The organism is Agreia bicolorata (genome assembly GCF_000938265.1).
Lineage (GTDB): Bacteria > Actinomycetota > Actinomycetes > Actinomycetales > Microbacteriaceae > Agreia > Agreia bicolorata.
Genome location: NZ_JYFC01000005.1, coordinates 264,080 through 284,197, shown reverse-complemented (window position 1 = coordinate 284,197; position 20,118 = coordinate 264,080). Strand labels below are relative to the sequence as shown.

Below are 20,118 nucleotides of genomic sequence, written 5' to 3'. Positions count from 1 at the left end.
GGTCGCAACGATCAAACGAAGATCAGTCCGGGCGGGGTCATATGCCATCCACTGATCGTCCAAGAAACCATAGAACTGTCAGGCAGGTCCCGAGACAGAACTGTCAGAAAAGCAACGAGACAGAACACGCAGATCTCGGTGGTCATCAACCGTCTGCGTGCCAGTTCGGTCGGTAGCAACGCCCAGCACCAGGTGCAGCAGACCTTGAGGCGATTCGGCGGGCTCGATGATGCGGTCTTCGTGCCGCTCGACGTGCCGGGTGTCGATGCGGCAGTGCTCTCAGGCAAGACGATCCACGATGCGGCTCCCCGTTCTCCCGTTCGCGCAGCCATAGCGCACCTGGTCGACATCGACATCCTTCCGCCGTCGTCGCGGGGCACGTCGAGAAAAGAGGTGCGACGAGCCGCCCGACAAGGGCAGAAGGCCGGGCCGCTGCAGACTCTGCGCGCCCGTCGCCTAGGCTAGGCAGGTGTCGACGCTCAGTGATCTCGTACTTGCCCAGGGCCGCTCCTCCGAAGCGGATGTCGAATGGCTGCATCTGCTGGTCAGCGACTGGCAGTTGCTCGCCGACCTCGCCTTCGCAGACATCGTGCTCTGGGTCCCTACCGCAGACGACTCGTTTCTGGCCGTCGCGCACGCGCGCCCGTCGAGCTCGGCGACTCTGTTCTACCGCGACTTCGTCGGTCAGAAGATCAAGCCGGAGTGGAACACGCAGGTCACCGAGGCGTTCCGCAATTCGGTCATCGTCGACACTGCGGCCCCCGACTGGTACGAGGAGACCCCGACTCGTGTGCGTGCCGTTCCCGTGCTTCGACGTCTGGCGCCCAACGACCGGCAGACCACCGACAATCCCATCGCGGTGATCACCCGGCACACCAACCTCAGTGAGACGCGCACCCCCAGCCGCCAGGAGCTGACGTTTAACGAGTGCGCCAACGATCTCTTCGCCATGATCGGCACCGGCGATTTTCCCGACCTGGGCGCACCGACCGGGCCGCGCCGGGGTGCGCCCCGCGCATCCGACGGTCTCATCAGGCTCGACGCCGACGGCATCGTGACCTTCGCTAGCCCCAATGGCCTGTCGGCATTCAACCGCATGGGCTTTCCCGAGGAACTCGAGGGACAGTCGCTCGCTGAGGTCACGACGACGCTTCTCGGTGGCCGGCTCGAGGTCGATGAGTCGCTGCCGCTCGTGGTTACCGGTCGTGCGCCGTGGCGAACCGACATCGAGGCGAAGGGCGTCACGGTGTCGCTGCGCGCCATTCCGCTGCGTCTGCAGGGCACCCGCTTCGGCGCGATCGTGCTGTGCCGTGACGTGACCGAGCTGAGGCACACCGAACGCGAACTCATCACCAAAGACGCCACGATCCGCGAGATCCACCACCGAGTCAAGAACAACCTGCAGACCGTCGCGTCGCTCCTTCGAATCCAGGCCCGACGAACCCACTCGGAAGACGCGAAAGACGCTCTGACCCAGGCAATGCGCCGGGTCGCGGCGATCGCGGTTGTGCACGACACCCTGAGCGAGGGCCTCAATCAGCGTGTCGACTTCGACGAGGTCTTCGACCGCGTGCTGCTACTGGTGGCCGAGGTCGCCTCGGCTCACAACACCACCGTGCATCCGAAGTCGAGCGGAAGCTTCGGCGTTCTTCCCAGTGAGTACGCCACACCTCTCGCGCTTGCCCTCACAGAACTCGTCACGAACGCCGTCGAACACGGTCTTGCGGGGCAGGAAGGCCAGGTCGAGATCGTGGCCACGCGCTCTGACGAGAACCTGACCGTCGAGGTGCGCGACAACGGAACAGGCCTGCCGGAGGGCAAGGTCGGCTCGGGTCTCGGCACGCAGATCGTGCGCACCCTCATTCAGGGTGAGCTGGGCGGCACGATCGACTGGCACACGATGGTGGGGTCGGGCACGGTCGTCACGATCGAGATCCCGTTCCGCTGGCTGACAAAGCCGTAGCGCAACACGAACGAGCCGCGATTTCTCAGGTTGTCGCGGGTAAGTACGACAGCCGGCGAAATCGCGGCTCGTGTGTGCCGTGCAGGCTAGGAGGCGCGGCGGGCGCGGGCGGCGCGGCGCTTCAGAGCGCGACGCTCGTCTTCGCTGAGTCCACCCCACACGCCCGAGTCCTGACCGGTCTCGAGGGCGTACTGCAGGCAGATCTCGGTGACCGTGCATCGTGCACAGACGGTCTTGGCCTTGTCGATCTGGTCGACGGCCGGGCCGGTGTTGCCTACGGGGAAGAACAGCTCGGGGTCTGCGGTGAGGCAGGCTGCTTTGTCGCGCCAATCCATGGGGGGTGCTCCTTATAGTGCGGAAGCTTGGGCTGCCCTACGGTAGTAGAAAAAGGCTCGGCCTAAGATTCGGGTGAAGGTCAATGGCACAGGGACTGCTGCAAAGAAAAATCTGCATCCACCCACGTCACTGTGAGCAACATTGACCTCAAATATGGTCGCATACTGGTAATTGCAAATCAAGACTTTTCTAGGGGTAACGGCTGTGAGTGAACCGCTGAATTCGAAGCCAAATCCGGGTGAACAGCTATCGGATCAGTCGTCACGACGACCGATTCTGTTGATCGCGCTCTCTGTCGTGCTCGGTGCCGAGGCTGCGCTCGCCACGGGCGTCACGGTCTGGCTCGTCTTCGAGTTGCTCACCGCTACCCCCGACTCGTTCGCCTCGGCCGTGGTCATCCTGCTTCTTGCCGCGGGTCTCGCGTGCGCCCTCTGGGCGATGGCCGTCGGCCTTCTCCGCGGCCAGAGCTGGGTGCGGGGCGCGGCATTGACGTGGCAACTCCTGCAGATCGCCGTCGCGATCGGATGCTTTCAGGGCGTTTTCGCCGTGCCTTCGCTCGGGTGGGCGCTTCTGATTCCGGCGGTCATCGCGATTCTCCTGCTGATGAGCCCGCCCGTCGTGGCAGCGACGCGCAGGCTCTCCTAACGATCCGAGCCCTCCCTGAAATGGAGAGGGCTCGCAATCAGGAGCGCAGGATCGAGGTCATCTTCTTTCCGCGGCCGACCTCGTCGACGAGCTTGTCCATGTAACGGATCTTCTGCATCAGCGGATCCTCGATCTCTTCGACCCGAATGCCGCAAATGAGGCCCGTGATGAGCGACGCATTCGGGTTCAAGGCCGGCGCATCGTCGAAGAACTGCTCGAACGTCACCTCGTCGGAGATGGCCTTCTCGAGCTGCTCCTGGCTGTAGCCCGTGAGCCAGCGGATGACCAGATCGACGTCGGACCGCTGCTGGCCTTTGCGTTCGATCTTCGCCACGTAGTGCGGGTAGACGCTCGCGAAGCTCATCGTGAAGATGCGGTGTCGTTCCACGGCTCTGCTCCTTTCGATTCAGCTGTCGATGCCGAGCTTCTTGCGCAGTGAGGCTACGTGGCCCGTTGCCTTGACGTTGTACAGGGCGAGGGTGATGACGCCGTTCTCATCGAGCACGAAGGTCGAGCGGATGACGCCGGTGACGGTCTTGCCGTAAAGCGACTTCTCGCCCCAGGTTGCGTATGCCTCGTGCACGGCCTTGTCAGGGTCGGAGAGGAGTGGGAACGTGAGGTTCTGGTGTTCCTTGAAGGCGGCGAGTTTCGCGGGCTTGTCGCGCGACACACCGAGAACCTGATAGCCGGCGCTCGAGAGCGAGTTGAGGTTGTCGCGGAAGTCGCACGCCTGGGTGGTGCATCCGGGGGTGTCGGCCTCGGGGTAGAAGTAGACGATCGTCTTCTGCCCACGGAAGTCGCTGAGCGACACCTCAGCGCCATCCTGGTCGAGCAGGGTGAACTCGGGGGCAGGTGTACCCGCGGTCAGGCGCGAAACGGTGTCGGTCATGGTTCTCCTCAGTGTCGAAAGCGTCGCACGACGCTCATATCTCATGGTAGTGTTTTCCCTCGGCGCTGCAGTTTCGCGCCAAGGCACCTCTAGCTCAATTGGCAGAGCAACTGACTCTTAATCAGTGGGTTCCGGGTTCAAGTCCCGGGGGGTGCACCGAAGGCCCGGAATCGTGACGATTGCCGGGCCATTCCATTTTTCGACTGCCACGCAGACCTGCAGGAGCCGGACGCATCCATCGTCAAAGCGGACACTAGTCCGTTCCGTTGCAGGTGACTGCAGCGGCGGGGCCGCTCGACGTCTGTGACACGACGGACGTGCCGTCCACACTGATGTCGCAGGTGATCGTCGTGCCGCTTGAGCCGAGCTGGCCAGCCAATCTGAGGATGCTGTTGCTGAAAGCGCCGTCTGGCATCTGCACGGTCTTGCTCCATGGCAAGGTTTCATCGTTCGCCTGGGCCAACGAGACGTCGGCCCCGTCGACGATGGCGTACGTGATCGTGGCCGACGAGTTCGCGTCGCTGGTGATCGAATAGACGACGACGTGCTCGCCCCTCGCCCCGCTCTCTGCGGAGGAGCAGCCGACGAGCGCAAGGGTCGACACTGCGAGCACACAGACGGTCAGTAATTTGCGCATGGTCGTACCCTTCATCTTTTGCATTCGGAAGTCTCGCAGACATGTGCGGCTTCTGGATTCACCCCCTGGGGAAGCGAAGCGAAAGGGGCCCGAGGTTGTTGCGACCTCGGGCCTCTTTCTGTCGCGGTGCCTACGTCAGCGCGCCGTCTGCGTCAGTCCCACTTCACCACCGGGTTGTCGGATGCCATGTCGACCGACGGGGTGCCGAGCGCCGGTGCAAAGTAGATCGAGCAGCGTCCAGATGCTCCGTCTTTCGTGCAGTCGGCGCTGACCTCCGGCGAACCGATGTACTCACCCTCGACGAGCGTGGGATTGTCGTAACTCGGCGTGGCCTCGAGCGAGTCGAGCGTGGCGTTCGAATCAGCGCTCAGGGTGCGGGTGATCGTGCCATCGGTCAGCTGGGTACCGTCGCTGATGGTGGCGGGCAGGTCAAGGCCGCAGCCTGCCGCCAGCGTTGTTGAGGCGACGCAGGCTTCGACCGCCGCCCTGACGAGGCTGCGGAACTGCTGCAGTGCCTCGTCTGTGAGCGCGGGCTCGATCTGGCTGGTGTCGGCCGACGAGTAGGACTCCGTGACGGTCACGGTGGTGGGGCCGGTGAGCGTGAAGTTCTTCAGCGAGGTGGCCAGCTCGTAGGTTCCCGGGAACACGTCCACCTGGTCGGTGTCGACCGCTTGGCCGTTGATCGTCAGACCAAGGCTGTCGAACGGCTCCGTGTAGATGGAACCAGTGCCGCCGCTGATCTTCCACTTTCCGCCGTCGACGTACGCGCTGAACGTGGTGCTGACAGGCTCGCCATTCATCAGATACGAGGCCGTCACGTCTGCGGAGCCGCCCTTGCCGTCTGACTTGGGCACCTCGATCTTGGTGATCGGGCCGAGCTTGTTCGACGCCTCCAGGGCCTCGTCCGTGAGCAGTGTGGAGTCGCTCGGCGGCGAGCTGAGGTAGCTGAGCGCCGTCTTGGCGTCGCTGCCGGCGATGGCCGTGAGGTAGCCCTTGACGGCATCGGAGGGCGACGAAGCCTCAGCGGCCGGCGCGCCCCCGCCCCCGCCGCCAGGGTTTCCCACGATGCGAGAAACACCGAAGCCCACAGCGATGACGAGGAGAATGACCAGCACGAGTGCTCCGCCGACGATGCCGATGATCGCGCCGGTGCCCAGCTTGCCCTTCGGTTTGGTCGGCGGCGCATAAGCGCCGGCGGGCTGCGATCCGTACTGCGGAGAGGCGTACGGGGGAGTGCCGGGCTGAGGGGCCCCGTACTGCGGCTGCTGCGGCGCGGCTGGAGCCTGTGGTGCCTGGGGCGCGGTCGGAGCCTGGGCCGCCGACGGAGCCTGAGGAACATAGGGTGCCTGCGGTGCGGCGGGCGCCTGGGGCACATACGGCTGCTGCGGCGCGGAGGGCGCCGGTGGCGTGATCGGCGCCTGTGGCATATCCGGCTGCTGTGGCCCGGCGGATGCCGGCGGTGCGCTCGGCGCGTCCGGCTCGGCGGCGGCACCGGGGAAGGCCGGCAACGGGTTCGCGCCGTTCTTGTCTGCAGCCTTGTCGTCGTTGTCGCTCATGGGATCCTTCTCGTTTGGGGGGTATCGGCTTTACCCAGTGTGGCCTCTGACGAAGTCGACGGCTAGGTTCAGCGCGGCAAGTCCTTCGGGGCGGTCGAGATCGAACTGGTACTCGTGCGGCAGCGGCGGCGTGAGATCGGTGGGCTAGAAGAGCCGCGTCACGTCGACTCCGAGCGACTCGAGCCGGTCGGCGAACGGCTTCGCCTGGGTTTCGGTCAGCGGATCGCCGTTGCCTCCGCTGATGAAGGTCGGTGGAAAGGCGGCGGTCGCCCGGTGCATCGACGACATCTCTGCGAGAGCGGGCGACTCGGCGAAGCGCCGCCCTCCCACGTATGCGCGCAGTGCTGTGCGGTTGCCCCATCCGATGATGCCTGTCGCGTCGAGCAGGCCGGACATCTCGTAGATTCCGCAGTGCAGAATCACCCCGCGCAATTGGTGCGGGGCCAGTCCGGGCCGGATGCCGAGCTCGGCCGCGAAGGCCGGATCGGTGATGGCGGTGGCCAGCTGGCTCGAGAGCTGCGCGCCCGCCGAGTCGCCGGCGAGAACGATGCGGTCGGGGTCGATGTGCAGCTCGTCGGCGTGAGCGACGAGATAGGCGTGGGCGTCGTTCAGCTGGTGCACGGCGGCGGGATATCGGCTCGCCGGACCTCGGGAGTAGTCCACGCTCACCACGGTGAAGCCCGCCGCGGCGAGCAGCTCGAAGTAGGGTGCGGCATTCGCGCGCCCGCCCGAGATCCACGCGCCGCCGTGCGTCCAGACCACGGTCGGCAGGCCGGCCGACGCGCCCGACGGGTGGTAGACATCCAGAAGCGTATGCGGGTCATGCGGGCGGTATCGGATGCCGGTGGCCCGGTCGATCCCGCCCGGCGCGTGGGCCTGGAGCGCCTTCAAGACCCGCGCGCCGTCTTTCTCGAAGATGTATCGCACGAGGAGCGCCGACGGCCAGGGGCTCAGCTTCCAGGCGGAGATCGCGGCCGCCGTGGCGGCGCCGATCACGACTGCCGTCGTGCCGATGCGGGCGCGTGCGCGTCGATGGGTCATTGCAGGGCTCCCGTGATCGTGTCGGTGATGATGTCGCGCATATCGGAGTCGTCGATCGAGGAGTCGCCATCGCCCGCCTGCAGTCCGTAGTTGCCGAAGGCCGCGTGGTTGGCTCCCTCGATCTCGACGAAGGTCGTGTCTGCGGGCAGGGTCTTTGCATTGGCGGCGATATTGGCGGGCGTGCTGAGCCCGTCGTCGCTTCCGGAGAGCGAGATCGCGGTCAACTCCGAGTCGGAGAGGTCGTTGGCGCAGTACGACCCGAAGAGAACGAGCCCCCTCACATCGGGCGAGTCCGCGTACATGCACGCCTTCACGCCGCCCAGGGAGTGCCCGCCCACGAACCAGTCGGAGACACTCGGAGCCAGGTCGGTGAAGGCCGAGAGTGGCCGCGTCTCGAACAGCCCGAAATTGAGGAACGGACGCACGATCACGACCGTGTATCCGGCATCGACGAGGCCTGAGAGTTTGTAGGCGTACGCGACGGGCTCGATCTTCGCTCCCGCGATGAAGACGAGGCCTTCGCCGTTCGGATCGGAGGCGGGAGTGAGCACCACCGAGTCGTGCGAGTAGTCAATGACGACGGCCGGGTCGTCGGCGACGTCAGCGAGGGGCGCGCGCTCGGCGGCGGATGTGACGTTGGCATACACGAGAAAGCCGCTGGCGCCCACAACCAGCGCGGCCAAGGCGACGACCGCGACGGTGCGCAGCGCGGCTCGGCGGCGGAGAGACATGCCCTCATTCTGCCTCGAAGCGACCGCGCGCAGGGAGTTAGGCTGACCACTATGTTACGTCGAGGTGAAGAGGCGGCGATGGTCGGCGAACGACCACCCCGGCAGACGCGCTGGCGCGTCGTCCGGCGAATTGTCGGAATAGTGGTCGTGCTCCTCGTGGTGGGTTTCTTCGTCCGTCAGTGCGCATCCATGACGATCGCATCCCTGCAGGCGGTGCCGAAGCTGCAGAGCGTCGTGGGGGACCACGGCACAGTGTCCAGCTACACGCGCGAGTCGCAGATCAATGTGACGCCCACGTGCACGCTCACGATCGAATTCGCCGAGACGGCGTCAGCCGAGGGGATGGCTGCTGTTCTGTCTGAGGTTGCTCCGCTCGACCGCTATGGGGCGTGTCAGGTGGACGGCGCAAACATTGCGAATCTATCGTCCAGAGGGAAACTGTTCGTTGACCCGGATGCGTGGGAGACCATTTCTCCAGAGGGATGGCGCGCGGTCGCCGAGAAGCTGACTCTGCCTGATGCAGTCTGGATCTCGCTTCATATGGACACCGCATCCGTTCTGACCAGTCATGCTGTCTCGGCCGATCCTTTCTATATCGGCCGAGCAGTCTCAGACGACGAGTATTCGGCGTTCGTCTCGATGCTGGGCTCCCTGACTGAAGGCACTCCGCTCGAGGAGACCATCGGGCCGATTCGCTGGAAGCTTGACTGGTCTCATCGTGCAAGCGCTTTTACCGGGGTAAGAATCACGACAGATGCGACGACGCCGCCGGCGGAACTGGCTGTGCTCCTTGACGCCCTGACGCCCTATCTGGATGGGAGGACGACGTCGGTAGACAGCCTCTCCTTCGACGTCGAGGGCGGGTCGATGGTCACTCATGTCGCACTCACCCAACCCGACGACGGCGCGATCGAGATCATCAAGCGAGAATTCGAGACCTCGGGCCTCCGGGGCGAGATCGAGTTCTCCACAAGAGCCTCCGGCGAGTAATGGCCGCACGAATCGTGCAACGCTAGCTGTATGGATCTCGAGGTGGTGCCTGGCCTCACCATCCCGGCGGCAGAGCTCGACTGGCGATTCTCGCGGTCGTCCGGGCCGGGCGGCCAGCACGTCAACACCTCCGACAGCAGGGTGCAGCTAACGTGGAACGTCGCCGACTCCACTGTGCTGAGCGAGTCGCAGAGGGCCCAGCTGCTGAGCCGGCTCGGTCGACGCCTGACCGCCGGACGCATCACGGTCACGGTCTCCGAGCAGCGCTCGCAGCTGCGCAACCGTGAGACCGCCCTCGAGAATCTCGGCGAACTCGTGCGCGACGCACTGGCGCCTCCCGCGCCGCTCCGGCGCGCGACCCGGCCTACGAGAGGCTCGGCGAGGCGGCACCTCGCCGGCAAGAAACGCCGGTCAGAGACCAAGCAGCGGCGTCAACGGCCGTCAGCCGAGTAGACGAGCAGGGCGTCGCCCGCGTTAGTTCTCTTCTGTCGTCGTCGGTGAGTTGCGGGCGATGGCGTCTGCCGCGCGAACCAGGGCGAGGTGCGACAGAGCCTGGGGTGTGTTGCCCATCTGTCGACCGGCGGCGGGGTCGTACTCCTCCGATAGGAGCCCGACGTCGTTGGTGAACGAGACGAGCCTGTCCATCAGCGTGACAGCGTCGGCGAGTCTGCCCGATGCGGCCCACTGCTCCGCAAGCCAGAACGAGCAGGCGAGAAACGGATGCTCGCCGGCCGGCAACCCGTCGACGTCGCTTTCGGTGCGGTAGCGCATCACCAGCCCGTCGTTAAGGAGGTCGCTCTCGATCGCCTTCACCGTGCCGAGCATCCGCGCATCCGTCGGCGTGCAGAAACCGGTCTGGGGCAGCAGTAGCAGTGACGCGTCGACCTCGGTGCTGCCGTAGTACTGAGTGTAGGTACCGCGCTCGGCGTTCCACCCGTTCTCTTCGATCTCGGCCCGCACCTCGTCGCGCAGCTTCTCCCAGGTGTCGGCAGGCCCGTCGAGACCGAACTCGCGAACACCACGCACCGCCCGATCGAGCGCCACCCAGATCATCACGCGCGAGTGCGTGAAGTGCTGCACCTCGCCCCTGATCTCCCAGATGCCGTTGTCGGGCCTTGTCCAGTTGTCTTCGACGAAGGCCATGAGAGACCGCTGAAGCGGCCAGCTGAACTCTGTCTCCTCTGCGCCCGCGACACGCGCTTCGTGAAGGGCCATCATCACCTCGCCGATCACGTCGGCCTGATACTGCAACGCCGCCCCGTTGCCGACGCGCACGGGGGAGGCGCCCTGGTAGCCGGGCAGGCTCGTGATCTCGCGCTCGGGCAACTCCCGTTCGCCCGCGAGCCCGTACATGATCTGGATGTCGGCCGGGTCGCCCGCGATTGCGCGCAGCAGCCAGCCGCGCCAGTTCACGGCCTCATTGTCGAAGCCGTGCGAGAGCAGCACCTGCAAAGTGAGCGAGGCGTCGCGCAGCCACACGTAGCGGTAATCCCAATTGCGCACCCCGCCCTGCGACTCGGGAAGCGAGGTCGTGGCCGCGGCAACGATTCCGCCAGTGTCCTCGTGGCTGAGCGCGCGCAGCACCAGAAGCGACCGGATGACCTCCGGCCCGTACGGCCCGTCGTGGGTGAGCGTCTTCGACCACTCGGCCCACCAGGCCTTTGTCGCAACGACCCTCTCGTCGAAGTTGAGCTGATGCGGGGGCTTCCTGTGCGACGGGAACCAGGTGAGCGAGATGTCGACGTGGCTTCCTTCGCGCACCGCGAAGACGCCGCGGTGCCGGGTGCCGGCGGCCGTGAGCCGCGGGCCTCGCCGCACCAGCGCATCCGGCCCCGCTATGGCCACGAGCATCGGATGGCCGTTCTCGCTCGACTGCCGCACCCATGGCACGGCCGTCGCGTAGACGAAACGAATGACCAGCTCTTCGACCATCTCGACGTGCCCCGAGATGCAGCGCACCCGACGCAGAACGTCGGCGCGCCGATCGCCGTGAGGCATGAGTTCGGTGACCTCGACCACGCCCGTCGGGGTTGTCCAGGTCGTGACCAGAATGAAGGAGTTGCCGTCGTAGGCGCGCGTGGCGGTGGCATCGGGCGACGTCGGTGCGAGCAGCCAGCGCCCGTGCTCCTCGTCGCCGAGGAGCGCGCCGAAGGTGGAAGGAGAGTCGTATCGGGGGAGGCACAGCCAATCGATGCTTCCGTCGCGACCGACGAGGGCTGCCGTGTGGCAATCGCTGATCAGGGCATAGTCTTCGATGGCCAGGCTCATGACCCCATACTGGCACTATCCGGCCACGATCAGCGCCGACGACTAGCCTGTCTACCATGTCGAAGAAACAGTCATCGTTGATCATTCTTGGAGCCTCGGGAGACCTCACGTCACGCCTGCTGCTGCCCGGCCTAGGCCAGCTGCTCGATGAGCAGGACGAGCGTCATCTGCAGCTGATCGGAGCGGGGAGCGCCGACTGGAGCGATGACGACTTCAAGAAGGTCGTCGACACCGCGTTCGACACTGTGAACTGCACGGGCCCGTCGGGAGACCGCACCCGGACCACGGCCACCTATGTCAAAGCCGATGTCACAGACCCGGCGGTGCTGCAGCAGCTCATCGACTCGTGCGATGCGGCCCCCGCGATCTACTTCGCGCTGCCCCCGGCGGTGGCCGTCGCCGCTTGCAAGGCGCTCGAGCAGGTGAAGCGGCCGGCCGGCCTGACGTTGGCTCTCGAGAAACCGTTCGGCACCGACGTGGCCAGCGCGGAGGCATTGAACGCCCAGCTCGCCCGCCTGGTTCCCGAGAACCAGATCCACCGCGTCGACCACTTCTTGGGTCGCTCGACGGTCTTCAACCTTCTCGGCCTGCGCTTCGCGAACCGTATGTTCGAGCCAATCTGGAACGCGGAGCACATCGAGAAGATCGACATCGTCTACGACGAGCAGCTCGGGCTCGAGGGCCGTGCCGGCTACTACGACACCGCGGGCGCCCTCATCGACATGATCCAGAGCCACCTGCTGCAGGTGATGGCGGTCGTCGCCATGGAGCCGCCGTCGACCCTGGGCGCCGACGACGTGCGAGACGCGAAAGAGATCGTGCTTCGTGCCACGAAACTCAAGGGCGGCGACCCGTCGGCCTCATCGAGGCGCGCCCGCTACACGGCCGGCGACGTCGACGGCCGGGAGATGCCGGCCTATTCGAAGGAACCGGGAGTGGTCGCGTCGCGTAAGACGGAGACGCTGGCAGAGGTCACGGTGCAGATCGACACCTGGCGCTGGACGGGCGTGCCCTTCACTCTGCGCAGCGGCAAAGCGCTCGCAGAGCGTCGTCGCGAGATCGCCATCACGTTCAAGAAGGCCAACAGGGTGCCGACAGGACTCACCGGCACGGAGCATCCGAACGTTCTGCGCATCTTCCTTGCGCCAGACAAGATGTCGCTCGAACTCAACGTCAACGGCCCCGGAGATCCCTACGCGTTGGAGAAGACTCAGCTCGAGGCGCTGTTCGGCGACGGACAGCTGCTGGCCTACCGAGAGGTGCTCGCAGGCATCCTCGATGGTGATCCGTCGCTGTCGGTGCGCGGCGATTCGGCCGTGGAGGGATGGCGAATCGTCGCCCCCGTGCTCGAGGCGTGGCGCGCTGACGAGGTTGCGCTCGACTCGTACAAGGCGGGATCAGCAGGCCCGTCGAGGTGGGCGCGCATCGGCTGATACTCGCGATGGTGTCCTAAGAAGCTATGCGGCGCGCACGGGCCCGACGAGCGTCGTGGTGCGCGGCGCCGCGTCGGTGACAGCCTTGGCCAGCTCGGCGGGAACATCAACGGTGTTGATCGGGGCGAGAGGGGTGCGCGATGCGGGCGTCTCTGCGACGCGGAAGACTCCGTGGCTCGTCAGTGTCGAGACGATGTCGCGGGCGACCGATGCCGCCAGAACGGTGTGAAAGATGTCGTCGGTGTCGACCTCGGTGCGCCGCGTGATGGCGAATGACCCATACGGTCCGAAGTTCTCCATGAGGGTCTGATTCACCAGCTCGGAAAGTCGCTGCTGGTTAGCCTCGTCTTGTTGTTCTGCCTTTGCGCGTCGTCGCCATCCGAGCATCTGTCACACCTTCCCACCACGGTCGTAAGAGAAGTGTGCTCTGCAGGCTCCGAATAGGGCCGCAGACACGCCGCGATCCCGCCTGATAGACGGGATCGCGACCTGTGGGCGACAGGTTTCAGAAGGGTCTCGTTAACCCTTCGGGTGGCCGGAGGGGTCGAGGTCCTCCGACCGGATCTCCTCGGCCACCGCGCCGCCGTAGCCGTCGGTCTCGGGGTCGCCGTGTAGTCCGCCCGAGAGCGCGTACTCCTCTTCGGGAGACAGCACGAGCTGCTTCCGCCCCCACAGGGCGAATCCGAGGAGGATCAGCGCATAGACGATCACGATCGCGATGATTGCCGGCTGGAAGGTGACGTTGAGCAGGAAGCCCAGGAAGATGAGCGCGGAGATCACGCCGGCGACCACAGCGCCCGGGATGCCCCACGGACTCACGTACGGACGCTTGGCGTTGGGGAACTTCTTGCGAAGGATCACGAAGGAGATCATCTGAAGCAGGTAGGCCACGACGGCGCCCCACACGGCGATGTTCAGAATGATGGCGCCCGCCACCGCGCCGGCGCCGTCTTTGTCGACCTTCGAGAGCACGTCGAGCACGATGAGGGCGATGAATCCGATGACCGCACCCACAGTGAGGGCGACCCACGGCGTCTGGCGCTTGCCGGTGAGCGAGAAGAACTTCGGGTAGTAGCCGGCGCGCGAGAGGGAGTACATGTTGCGTCCGTAGGCGAACATGATGCCCTGCAGCGAGGCGAGTAGTCCGACTAGCGCGAAGAGAGCGAGAGCGGCCGCCGCCTGGTCGCCGACGATGGCGCGGAATCCGTCGAGCAGAGGCTCGGCCGAAACTCCCATCTTCTCTGCACCGATCACGCCGGTGTTCAGGAACAGGATGAGCAGGCCCGTGACGATGAGCGTTCCGCGGGCCCAGAAGCCGGCTTTGGGGATGTCTCGAACGGGGTTGTGTGCCTCCTCGGCAGCGAGCGGCAGCTCTTCGATTCCCAGGAAGAACCACATGGCGAACGGCAAGGCGAACAGGATCGGAACCACGCCGTGCGGCAGGAACGCAGACTGGCCCGGGTCGGGTTCGATGTTGAAGAGGCTGTCCCAGCTGAAGAGGCCAGAGAAGGCGGCCATGGCCGAGAAGACGAGCAGGATCGCGATGGAGATGATCGAGACGACGATCGCGAACTTGAACGAGATCGCCGCCCCTGCGGCGTTCAGTGCGATGAAGGCGACGTAGAGCACGAGCCACCAGATCCACATGTTGTCGGAGAGATCGAAGTTCAGCAGTTCTGTTGTGATGCTGTTCGCATACTGCGCGGAGAAGAAGACGATCACGCCCGTGGTGGCCACGTACTCGATAGTCTCAGCCAGGCCCGTGACCAGGCCTCCCCATGGCCCCATAGCCGATCGCGCGAACGAGTATGCGCCTCCCGTGTGAGGCATGGCAGCAGCCATCTCGCCGATCGAGAAGATCATGCCGTAGTACATAACGATGAGTAGGGCGAAGGCGATGAGCATTCCGCCGAAGCCGGCAAAGTCGATTCCGAAGTTCCAGCCCGAGAAGTCACCCGAGATGACAGCAGCCACGGCAAGGCCCCACAGGCCCCAGATGCCGGCTGATCTCTTGAGGGTGCGTTTCTCGAAGTAGCCGTCTGCGGCCTTGCTGTAGGTGACGCCAGAACGGCGGGTCTTGCTGTCAGTCACGTGGATCCTCCGGTAGCTCGTTGTCTCGGCAGTGCACAGCGGAACGCCATCGGCTTCCTCGCACGAATTGACCACACACTAGCGTTCTATTGGTTGGTTCATGCAACCTTTGTGTGTAAATTGCGTGTTACGAACTCCGGTAAAAATGCAGACCAAGCCAGTAAAGCTGTGTGGTGTAATGGTCGGGTTGACGGGTTCTGCAGTGCAGGAATCGCCCGTGGCGACCATCGATGAAGGAGCACACCGTGGCATCCACCGCAGGAAATCTCACGCTCGACGCCCTGACCGCACAGGTCTCGGCGGGCGAGATCGACACCGTGATCGTGGCCTTCACCGACATGCAGGGTCGGCTCGTGGGCAAGCGGCTCTCGGCTCGCCTCTTCGTCGAAGACGCCGCCTCGCACGGTGCCGAGTGCTGCAACTATCTGCTCGCGGTCGACGTCGAGATGAACACCGTCGACGGCTACGACATGTCGAGCTGGGAGCACGGCTACGGCGACATGGCGATGATGCCCGACATGTCGACCCTGCGAACGATCCCGTGGTTGCCGGGCACTGCCATGGTCACCGCAGATCTGCACTGGCTCGACGGGGCACCGGTCGAGCCGTCGCCCCGGCAGATCCTGGCCGCGCAGATGAAGCGCCTGGCTGACCGCGGCCTCGAGGCCTTCGTCGCCACCGAACTCGAGTTCATCGTCTTCGACGACAGCTACCGCTCGGCGTGGTCGAAGGGGTACCGCGACCTCACTGCGGCGAGCGACTACAACATCGACTACGCCCTGCTCGCCTCCACGCGCATGGAGCCGCTGCTGCGCGACATCCGGGTGTCGATGGATGGCGCGGGCATGTACTGCGAGGGCGTGAAGGGCGAGTGCAACTTCGGGCAGCAGGAGATCGGCTTTCGCTACGACGACGCCATGGTCACCTGCGATAACCACTCGATCTACAAGAACGGCGCGAAAGAGATCGCGGATCGGCACGGCAAGTCGCTCACGTTCATGGCCAAGTTCAACGAGCGCGAGGGCAACTCGTGCCACGTGCACATCAGCCTCAGGGGCACCGACGGCACGGCCGTCTTCGCCGACAAGGATGCCGAAAACGGCATGTCCGACATGTTCCGTCATTTCATGGCCGGCCAGCTCAAGACCCTGCGCGAGCTGACGCTGTTCTTCGCGCCCAACATCAACTCGTACAAGCGTTACGTCGACGGCTCGTTCGCGCCGACGGCGGTGGCATGGGGCCTCGACAACCGCACCTGCGCCCTGCGCGTGGTGGGCAAGGGCCTCGGAATGCGCGTCGAGAATCGCGTTCCTGGGGGTGACGTGAACCAGTACCTCGCTACGGCGGCGCTGATCGCGGGCGGTCTCTACGGAATCGAGAACCAGCTCGAACTCGAAGACGCGACCGTGGGCAACGCCTACACTTCGGGTGCGCCGCGCGTGCCCACAAACCTGCGCGATGCGGCCGAGCTCTTCGCCTCGAGCGAGATCGCGCGGGCCGCGTTCGGCGACGAGGTCGTCGACCACTACGTGAACAACGCGCGCATCGAGCTGAAGGCCTTCGACAGCGCCGTCACCGACTGGGAGAGGGTGCGCGGCTTTGAGCGCCTCTGATCACCTGCCCGTCATTGGCCTCACGACCTACCTCGAACGCGCGAAGACCGGAGTCTGGGATGTTCCCGCCTCGTTCCTTCCGAAGGTGTACTTCGATGCCGTAGAGAAGGCCGGGGGCATCGCCGTGCTGCTTCCACCCCAGGCCATCAGCGACGCGATCGCGGATCGCCTTCTCGACTCTCTCGACGGCCTGATCCTCACCGGCGGCAAAGACATCGAGCCGTCGCGCTACGGGCAGGATGCGCACCCCGAGACCGACGAGCCTCGTCTCGACCGCGACGCGTGGGAGGACACCCTGCTGCGCCGCGCCATCGACCGCGAGATCCCATTCCTCGGCATCTGCAGGGGAGCGCAGATGCTGAACGTCGCGCGGGGCGGAACCCTGCACCAGCACCTTCCCGACGTGGTCGGTGACCGTCGGTACCAGGCGGGTGGCGGAGTCTTCAACCACGTGGAGGTCGGCGTCGAACAGGGGTCGCGCCTCGCGTCGCTTCTCGAGAGCGACGAAATCGACGTTCCCGTCTACCACCACCAGGCCATCGACGCGCTCGGAGACGGCCTCGTCGTCACCGCGCGCACCCCCGATGGAACGATCGAGGCCGTCGAGCTCGACTCGGTGCCGTTCGGCGTCGCCGTGCAGTGGCACCCCGAGGAGTCGCCCGACGACATCCGGCTGTTCGCCGGCCTCGTCGACGCCGCCCGACAGTACCGAGCACAGGAACAGGAAAACCCGACAGCATGAGCAGCTATACCGTGATCAACCCGGCTACCGAAGAGGTTGTCACCGACGTCGAGCTCTTCGACGTGGCGGGCACCGACGACGCCATCGCGCGGGCGGCGGATGCGCAGAAGGCATGGGCGCGTCGGGCCCCGGCTGAGCGGGCCCAGGCCCTGCGCGACTTCGCCGCGGCCGTCGACGCGAACGTCGAGGCCCTCGCCCGGCTGGAGACTGTGAATTCCGGCCATCCGATCGGCCAGGCACGCTGGGAAGCGGGCCACGTGCGCGACGTGCTCACGTACTACTCGGCCGCGCCGGAGCGTTTGTTCGGCAAGCAGATCCCTGTCGCGGGTGGACTCGACGTGACCTTCCACGAGCCGCTGGGAGTCGTCGGAGTCATCACGCCATGGAACTTTCCCATGACCATCGCCGCGTGGGGATTCGCCCCGGCGCTCGCGGCAGGCAACGCGGTGGTGCTGAAGCCGGCCGAGTGGACGCCGCTGACCTCGATGCGGCTCGCCGAGATCGGCCGCGAAGCCGGGCTGCCCGACGGGCTGTTCCAGGTGCTGCCGGGCCACGGATCGGTGGTCGGCGACCGCTTCGTCACGAACCAGACCGTGCGCAAGGTCGTGTTCACCGGATCGACCGCGGTCGGCAAGAAGATCATGGCGGGCAGTGCCGAGCAGGTGAAGAGGGTGACCCTCGAGCTCGGCGGCAAGAGCGCCAACATCGTGTTCGCCGACTCCGATCTCGAGAAGGCCGCGGCGTCGGCGCCTGCGGGAGTCTTCGATAACGCGGGGCAGGACTGCTGCGCGCGCAGTCGCATCCTTGTCGAACGCAGTGTCTATGACCGCTTTATGGAGCTGCTCGAGCCCGCGGTGAACAAGGTCGTGGTCGGCGACCCGAACGACGAGGCCACGGAGATGGGTCCGCTCGTCTCGGCGAAGCACCACGCGTCGGTGAGCTCGTACGTTCCCGACGACAGCCAGGTCGCCTTCCGCGGATCCGCGCCGCAGGGCCCGGGCTACTGGTTCCCGCCGACCGTGCTCACTCCCGGGCGCACCGACCGCACGGCAACGGAGGAGATCTTCGGCCCGGTCGTGACAGTGCTCCCGTTCGACGACGAGGCCGACGCGGTCTCGCTGGCGAACGCCACCGAGTACGGCCTGTCGGGCTCGATCTGGACCCGCGACGTCGGCCGCGCGCTGCGCGTCTCCCGCGGCGTCGAGGCCGGCAACCTCTCGGTGAACTCGCACTCCTCCGTGCGCTACAGCACCCCGTTCGGCGGCTTCAAGCAATCGGGCCTCGGCCGCGAGCTCGGCCCCGACGCACCCCTCAGTTTCACCGACACCAAGAACGTCTTCATCGCCGTAGAGGAGCTCTCATGACCGACCTGCCCACCATCGACCTCACGAAGCGCCTCGCCGGAAAGGTGGCGGTGATCACGGGCGGGGCCAGCGGCATCGGCTTCGCCACCGCCCGCCGCTTCGCCGCCGAGGGCGCCACGGTCGTGATCGGTGACATGGATGCCGCATCGGGCGAGCGCGCGGCCGCTGCCGTCGGCGGCCTCTTCGTGCAGGTGAACGTCACCGACGAGGCGCAGGTCGACAACCTGTTCAAGGTGGCCTTCGACACCTACGGCTCGGTCGACGTTGCCTTCAACAACGCAGGAATCTCGCCACCCGACGACGACTCCATCGAGACCACCGAGCTTCCCGCGTGGGAGAAGGTTCAAGACGTGAACCTCAAGTCGGTGTATCTGTGCTCGCGCGCCGCGCTGCGCTACATGGTTCCGCAGAAACGCGGATCGATCATCAACACCGCGTCGTTCGTCGCCGTGATGGGCTCGGCGACCTCGCAGATCTCGTACACGGCATCGAAGGGCGGCGTACTCGCCATGTCGCGCGAGCTGGGCGTGCAGTTCGCCCGCCAGGGCATCCGGGTCAACGCCCTCTGCCCGGGCCCCGTGAACACGCCCCTGCTGCAGGAACTGTTCGCCAAGGACCCGGCCCGCGCCCAGCGCCGTCTGGTGCATATTCCCCTCGGACGGTTCGCTGAGCCGGAGGAACTGGCTGCCTCGGTCGCGTTCCTTGCCAGCGACGACTCGTCGTTCATCACGGGCTCGACCTTCCTCGTAGACGGAGGCATCAGCTCGGCCTACGTGACGCCGGAATAGAGGGCGGCCACGCGATGACCGATTCCGTGGGCGGACCACAACCGGATGCTGCCGGTTTGGCCGGCGACGCCCTGTTGCGCCGGGTGCGCACCGGCAACGCGTTCGAAGACACCGTTTCGAGGCTGCTGCAGACGATCCGGCTCGGGGTTGTTCCACCGGGGGAGGCGCTTCCGAGCGAGCGCGATCTCGCTCTGCGCTTCGGGGTGAGCCGCGACACCGTGCGCGATGCGATCAAGGCACTCGCGGATGCCGGCTTTCTCGTGTCGCGGCGCGGGCGTTACGGCGGAACCTTCGTGAGCGATCGGGTTCCGCTGGTCGGCCTGAGCGGTGTGCTCGATGACACCGCACCGCAGTCGGAGCAGGTATCGCCGGAGGATCTCGACGACGTGCTTGGCCTGCGCGGCATCCTCGAGGTCGGTGCCGCTCGGGCGGCGGCTGACCGAGCGCTGACGAAGGCCCAGCGCGAACTGCTGTGGACGAGCATGCGTGAGACCGCCGATGCCGCGGTCGACGACTACCGACGACTGGACTCCCGTCTGCACCTCGCGATCGGAGAGCTCGTGGGCGTTCCGTCTTTGATGGCGCTGCTGGCAGACAATCGCATGCGCGTCAATGAGTTCCTCGACCACATCCCACTGCTCGAGCGCAACATCGCCCACTCGAACGAGCAGCACGAGCAGATCGTTCTCGCGATCCTCACGGGCGACGCCGAGAAGGCCGCCGTCGCGATGCGTGAGCACCTCGAGGGCTCGGAGGCGCTGCTGCGCGGCTTCCTCGCCTGAACGGCTACTTCGCGTCGAGCTCGCGCGCGTCGTCGTCTGCCTGCAGCACGCTGCCGATGGCGAGGGCGACGGTGATTCCCCAGCTCACCCACATAAGAACGAGGCGCCAGTCGCGAGGCCCCTGCCTCGTGGTCTGCAGCACCGACCAGGCGCCGACGACGGCACCGATCACACTCGAGTTGAAGATGAATTTGCGCATGCGTTCCTCCGTGGTCGTGCTTTCAGGCTAGTCGTTCGTGCCGCCCTTCC

Annotated in this window: 22 protein-coding genes and 1 tRNA gene; 12 read left to right on the top strand and 11 right to left on the bottom strand. The window is 65.7% G+C overall.

Features of this window, described 5'->3' with window-relative positions; translation table 11 throughout:
- The first annotated feature begins 138 nt into the window (after positions 1–138).
- A complete protein-coding gene (locus TZ00_RS13125) occupies positions 139–465 on the top strand; it encodes a MinD/ParA family ATP-binding protein (RefSeq protein WP_044442299.1) in 327 nt (108 codons plus the stop codon).
- Positions 466–469: 4 nt separating this feature from the next.
- The gene (locus TZ00_RS13120) at positions 470–1,963 is read left to right on the top strand and encodes a sensor histidine kinase (RefSeq protein WP_044442297.1); all 1,494 of its coding nucleotides are present in this window, start codon (positions 470–472) and stop codon (positions 1,961–1,963) included.
- Between the two features lie 86 nt (positions 1,964–2,049).
- On the opposite strand, the gene TZ00_RS13115 is transcribed toward TZ00_RS13120, so the two are convergent.
- Positions 2,050–2,298 carry a WhiB family transcriptional regulator gene (locus TZ00_RS13115; protein WP_044442296.1) on the bottom strand — a complete coding sequence of 83 codons (249 nt, stop codon included), beginning with the start codon at positions 2,296–2,298 and terminating at the stop codon, positions 2,050–2,052.
- A gap of 280 nt (positions 2,299–2,578) precedes the next feature.
- Between TZ00_RS13115 and TZ00_RS13110 the strand changes: the two genes are divergently transcribed.
- Positions 2,579–2,944, top strand: coding sequence for a hypothetical protein (locus tag TZ00_RS13110; protein ID WP_238579685.1), 366 nt, complete (start codon positions 2,579–2,581; stop codon positions 2,942–2,944).
- A gap of 37 nt (positions 2,945–2,981) precedes the next feature.
- Here TZ00_RS13110 and TZ00_RS13105 read toward each other — a convergent pair whose 3' ends face one another.
- Entirely contained in the window at positions 2,982–3,332 is a 351-nt protein-coding gene (locus tag TZ00_RS13105; RefSeq protein ID WP_152631194.1) for a DUF2200 domain-containing protein, read from the bottom strand.
- Positions 3,333–3,350: 18 nt separating this feature from the next.
- A complete protein-coding gene (bcp, locus tag TZ00_RS13100) occupies positions 3,351–3,833 on the bottom strand; it encodes a thioredoxin-dependent thiol peroxidase (RefSeq protein ID WP_044442294.1) in 483 nt (160 codons plus the stop codon).
- An 83-nt stretch (positions 3,834–3,916) separates the two neighbouring features.
- On the opposite strand from bcp, the gene TZ00_RS13095 reads away from it, so the two are divergent.
- Positions 3,917–3,989 (top strand) — tRNA-Lys (locus TZ00_RS13095).
- Positions 3,990–4,086: 97 nt separating this feature from the next.
- Here the strand turns inward: TZ00_RS13095 and TZ00_RS18980 are convergent.
- From TZ00_RS18980 to TZ00_RS13070, 4 genes are all read right to left on the bottom strand, one after another.
- A complete protein-coding gene (locus tag TZ00_RS18980; RefSeq protein WP_161793771.1) occupies positions 4,087–4,470 on the bottom strand; it encodes an MmpS family transport accessory protein in 384 nt (127 codons plus the stop codon).
- Positions 4,471–4,622: 152 nt separating this feature from the next.
- Positions 4,623–6,026: a nuclear transport factor 2 family protein gene (locus tag TZ00_RS19980; protein WP_052521556.1), complete on the bottom strand. Its 1,404-nt coding sequence runs from the start codon at positions 6,024–6,026 to the stop codon at positions 4,623–4,625.
- 144 nt (positions 6,027–6,170) lie between these two features.
- Positions 6,171–7,067, bottom strand: a complete 897-nt coding sequence (locus TZ00_RS13075) for an alpha/beta hydrolase (RefSeq protein ID WP_202965851.1) — start codon at positions 7,065–7,067, stop codon at positions 6,171–6,173.
- A complete protein-coding gene (locus tag TZ00_RS13070; protein ID WP_044442293.1) occupies positions 7,064–7,798 on the bottom strand; it encodes an alpha/beta hydrolase in 735 nt (244 codons plus the stop codon). The genes TZ00_RS13075 and TZ00_RS13070 overlap by 4 nt, the downstream gene beginning before the upstream one ends.
- Before the next feature lie 189 nt (positions 7,799–7,987).
- Between TZ00_RS13070 and TZ00_RS13065 the strand changes: the two genes are divergently transcribed.
- The gene (locus TZ00_RS13065) at positions 7,988–8,788 is read left to right on the top strand and encodes a hypothetical protein (RefSeq protein ID WP_152631193.1); all 801 of its coding nucleotides are present in this window, start codon (positions 7,988–7,990) and stop codon (positions 8,786–8,788) included.
- Positions 8,789–8,818: 30 nt separating this feature from the next.
- On the top strand, positions 8,819–9,241 hold the full coding sequence (gene arfB, locus TZ00_RS13060; RefSeq protein WP_044442289.1) for an alternative ribosome rescue aminoacyl-tRNA hydrolase ArfB: 423 nt from the start codon (positions 8,819–8,821) through the stop codon (positions 9,239–9,241).
- A 21-nt stretch (positions 9,242–9,262) separates the two neighbouring features.
- Here arfB and TZ00_RS13055 read toward each other — a convergent pair whose 3' ends face one another.
- Positions 9,263–11,056: a glycoside hydrolase family 15 protein gene (locus tag TZ00_RS13055; protein ID WP_044442287.1), complete on the bottom strand. Its 1,794-nt coding sequence runs from the start codon at positions 11,054–11,056 to the stop codon at positions 9,263–9,265.
- A 56-nt stretch (positions 11,057–11,112) separates the two neighbouring features.
- Here TZ00_RS13055 and TZ00_RS13050 point away from each other — a divergent pair, with 56 nt between their 5' ends.
- On the top strand, positions 11,113–12,489 hold the full coding sequence (locus TZ00_RS13050; protein ID WP_174436073.1) for a glucose-6-phosphate dehydrogenase: 1,377 nt from the start codon (positions 11,113–11,115) through the stop codon (positions 12,487–12,489).
- A 24-nt stretch (positions 12,490–12,513) separates the two neighbouring features.
- On the opposite strand, the gene TZ00_RS13045 is transcribed toward TZ00_RS13050, so the two are convergent.
- Both TZ00_RS13045 and TZ00_RS13040 read right to left on the bottom strand, forming a co-directional pair.
- Positions 12,514–12,876, bottom strand: a complete 363-nt coding sequence (locus TZ00_RS13045; protein WP_078714159.1) for a hypothetical protein — start codon at positions 12,874–12,876, stop codon at positions 12,514–12,516.
- 132 nt (positions 12,877–13,008) lie between these two features.
- Entirely contained in the window at positions 13,009–14,580 is a 1,572-nt protein-coding gene (locus TZ00_RS13040; RefSeq protein WP_044442281.1) for an amino acid permease, read from the bottom strand.
- Between the two features lie 230 nt (positions 14,581–14,810).
- Here TZ00_RS13040 and TZ00_RS13035 point away from each other — a divergent pair, with 230 nt between their 5' ends.
- Genes TZ00_RS13035 through TZ00_RS13015 form a run of 5 tightly spaced genes read left to right on the top strand, consistent with a single transcriptional unit; the run spans position 14,811 to position 19,869 of the window.
- A complete protein-coding gene (locus TZ00_RS13035; protein ID WP_078714160.1) occupies positions 14,811–16,193 on the top strand; it encodes a glutamine synthetase family protein in 1,383 nt (460 codons plus the stop codon).
- Positions 16,180–16,935 (top strand): gamma-glutamyl-gamma-aminobutyrate hydrolase family protein, encoded by a 756-nt coding sequence (locus TZ00_RS13030; protein ID WP_044442279.1) that lies wholly within the window; start codon positions 16,180–16,182, stop codon positions 16,933–16,935. The genes TZ00_RS13035 and TZ00_RS13030 overlap by 14 nt, the downstream gene beginning before the upstream one ends.
- Positions 16,932–18,299 carry an aldehyde dehydrogenase family protein gene (locus TZ00_RS13025; RefSeq protein WP_044442277.1) on the top strand — a complete coding sequence of 456 codons (1,368 nt, stop codon included), beginning with the start codon at positions 16,932–16,934 and terminating at the stop codon, positions 18,297–18,299. The genes TZ00_RS13030 and TZ00_RS13025 overlap by 4 nt, the downstream gene beginning before the upstream one ends.
- On the top strand, positions 18,296–19,087 hold the full coding sequence (locus TZ00_RS13020; protein WP_044442276.1) for a 3-oxoacyl-ACP reductase: 792 nt from the start codon (positions 18,296–18,298) through the stop codon (positions 19,085–19,087). The genes TZ00_RS13025 and TZ00_RS13020 overlap by 4 nt, the downstream gene beginning before the upstream one ends.
- 14 nt (positions 19,088–19,101) lie before the next feature.
- Positions 19,102–19,869, top strand: a complete 768-nt coding sequence (locus TZ00_RS13015; protein WP_044442275.1) for a FadR/GntR family transcriptional regulator — start codon at positions 19,102–19,104, stop codon at positions 19,867–19,869.
- 4 nt (positions 19,870–19,873) lie between these two features.
- On the opposite strand, the gene TZ00_RS13010 is transcribed toward TZ00_RS13015, so the two are convergent.
- Entirely contained in the window at positions 19,874–20,068 is a 195-nt protein-coding gene (locus tag TZ00_RS13010) for a hypothetical protein (RefSeq protein WP_044442273.1), read from the bottom strand.
- Positions 20,069–20,118 lie beyond the last annotated feature (50 nt).

Coding starts and splice junctions, on each gene's coding strand:
- TZ00_RS13115 (WP_044442296.1), bottom strand. CDS start 2,298: ATGGATTGGCGCGACAAAGCAGCCTGCCTCACCGCAGACCCCGAGCTG.
- bcp (WP_044442294.1), bottom strand. CDS start 3,833: ATGACCGACACCGTTTCGCGCCTGACCGCGGGTACACCTGCCCCCGAG.
- TZ00_RS18980 (WP_161793771.1), bottom strand. CDS start 4,470: ATGCGCAAATTACTGACCGTCTGTGTGCTCGCAGTGTCGACCCTTGCG.
- TZ00_RS19980 (WP_052521556.1), bottom strand. CDS start 6,026: ATGAGCGACAACGACGACAAGGCTGCAGACAAGAACGGCGCGAACCCG.
- TZ00_RS13075 (WP_202965851.1), bottom strand. CDS start 7,067: ATGACCCATCGACGCGCACGCGCCCGCATCGGCACGACGGCAGTCGTG.
- TZ00_RS13070 (WP_044442293.1), bottom strand. CDS start 7,798: ATGTCTCTCCGCCGCCGAGCCGCGCTGCGCACCGTCGCGGTCGTCGCC.
- TZ00_RS13065 (WP_152631193.1), top strand. CDS start 7,988: ATGACGATCGCATCCCTGCAGGCGGTGCCGAAGCTGCAGAGCGTCGTG.
- arfB (WP_044442289.1), top strand. CDS start 8,819: ATGGATCTCGAGGTGGTGCCTGGCCTCACCATCCCGGCGGCAGAGCTC.
- TZ00_RS13055 (WP_044442287.1), bottom strand. CDS start 11,056: ATGAGCCTGGCCATCGAAGACTATGCCCTGATCAGCGATTGCCACACG.
- TZ00_RS13050 (WP_174436073.1), top strand. CDS start 11,113: ATGTCGAAGAAACAGTCATCGTTGATCATTCTTGGAGCCTCGGGAGAC.
- TZ00_RS13045 (WP_078714159.1), bottom strand. CDS start 12,876: ATGCTCGGATGGCGACGACGCGCAAAGGCAGAACAACAAGACGAGGCT.
- TZ00_RS13035 (WP_078714160.1), top strand. CDS start 14,811: ATGAAGGAGCACACCGTGGCATCCACCGCAGGAAATCTCACGCTCGAC.
- TZ00_RS13025 (WP_044442277.1), top strand. CDS start 16,932: ATGAGCAGCTATACCGTGATCAACCCGGCTACCGAAGAGGTTGTCACC.
- TZ00_RS13020 (WP_044442276.1), top strand. CDS start 18,296: ATGACCGACCTGCCCACCATCGACCTCACGAAGCGCCTCGCCGGAAAG.
- TZ00_RS13015 (WP_044442275.1), top strand. CDS start 19,102: ATGACCGATTCCGTGGGCGGACCACAACCGGATGCTGCCGGTTTGGCC.
- TZ00_RS13010 (WP_044442273.1), bottom strand. CDS start 20,068: ATGCGCAAATTCATCTTCAACTCGAGTGTGATCGGTGCCGTCGTCGGC.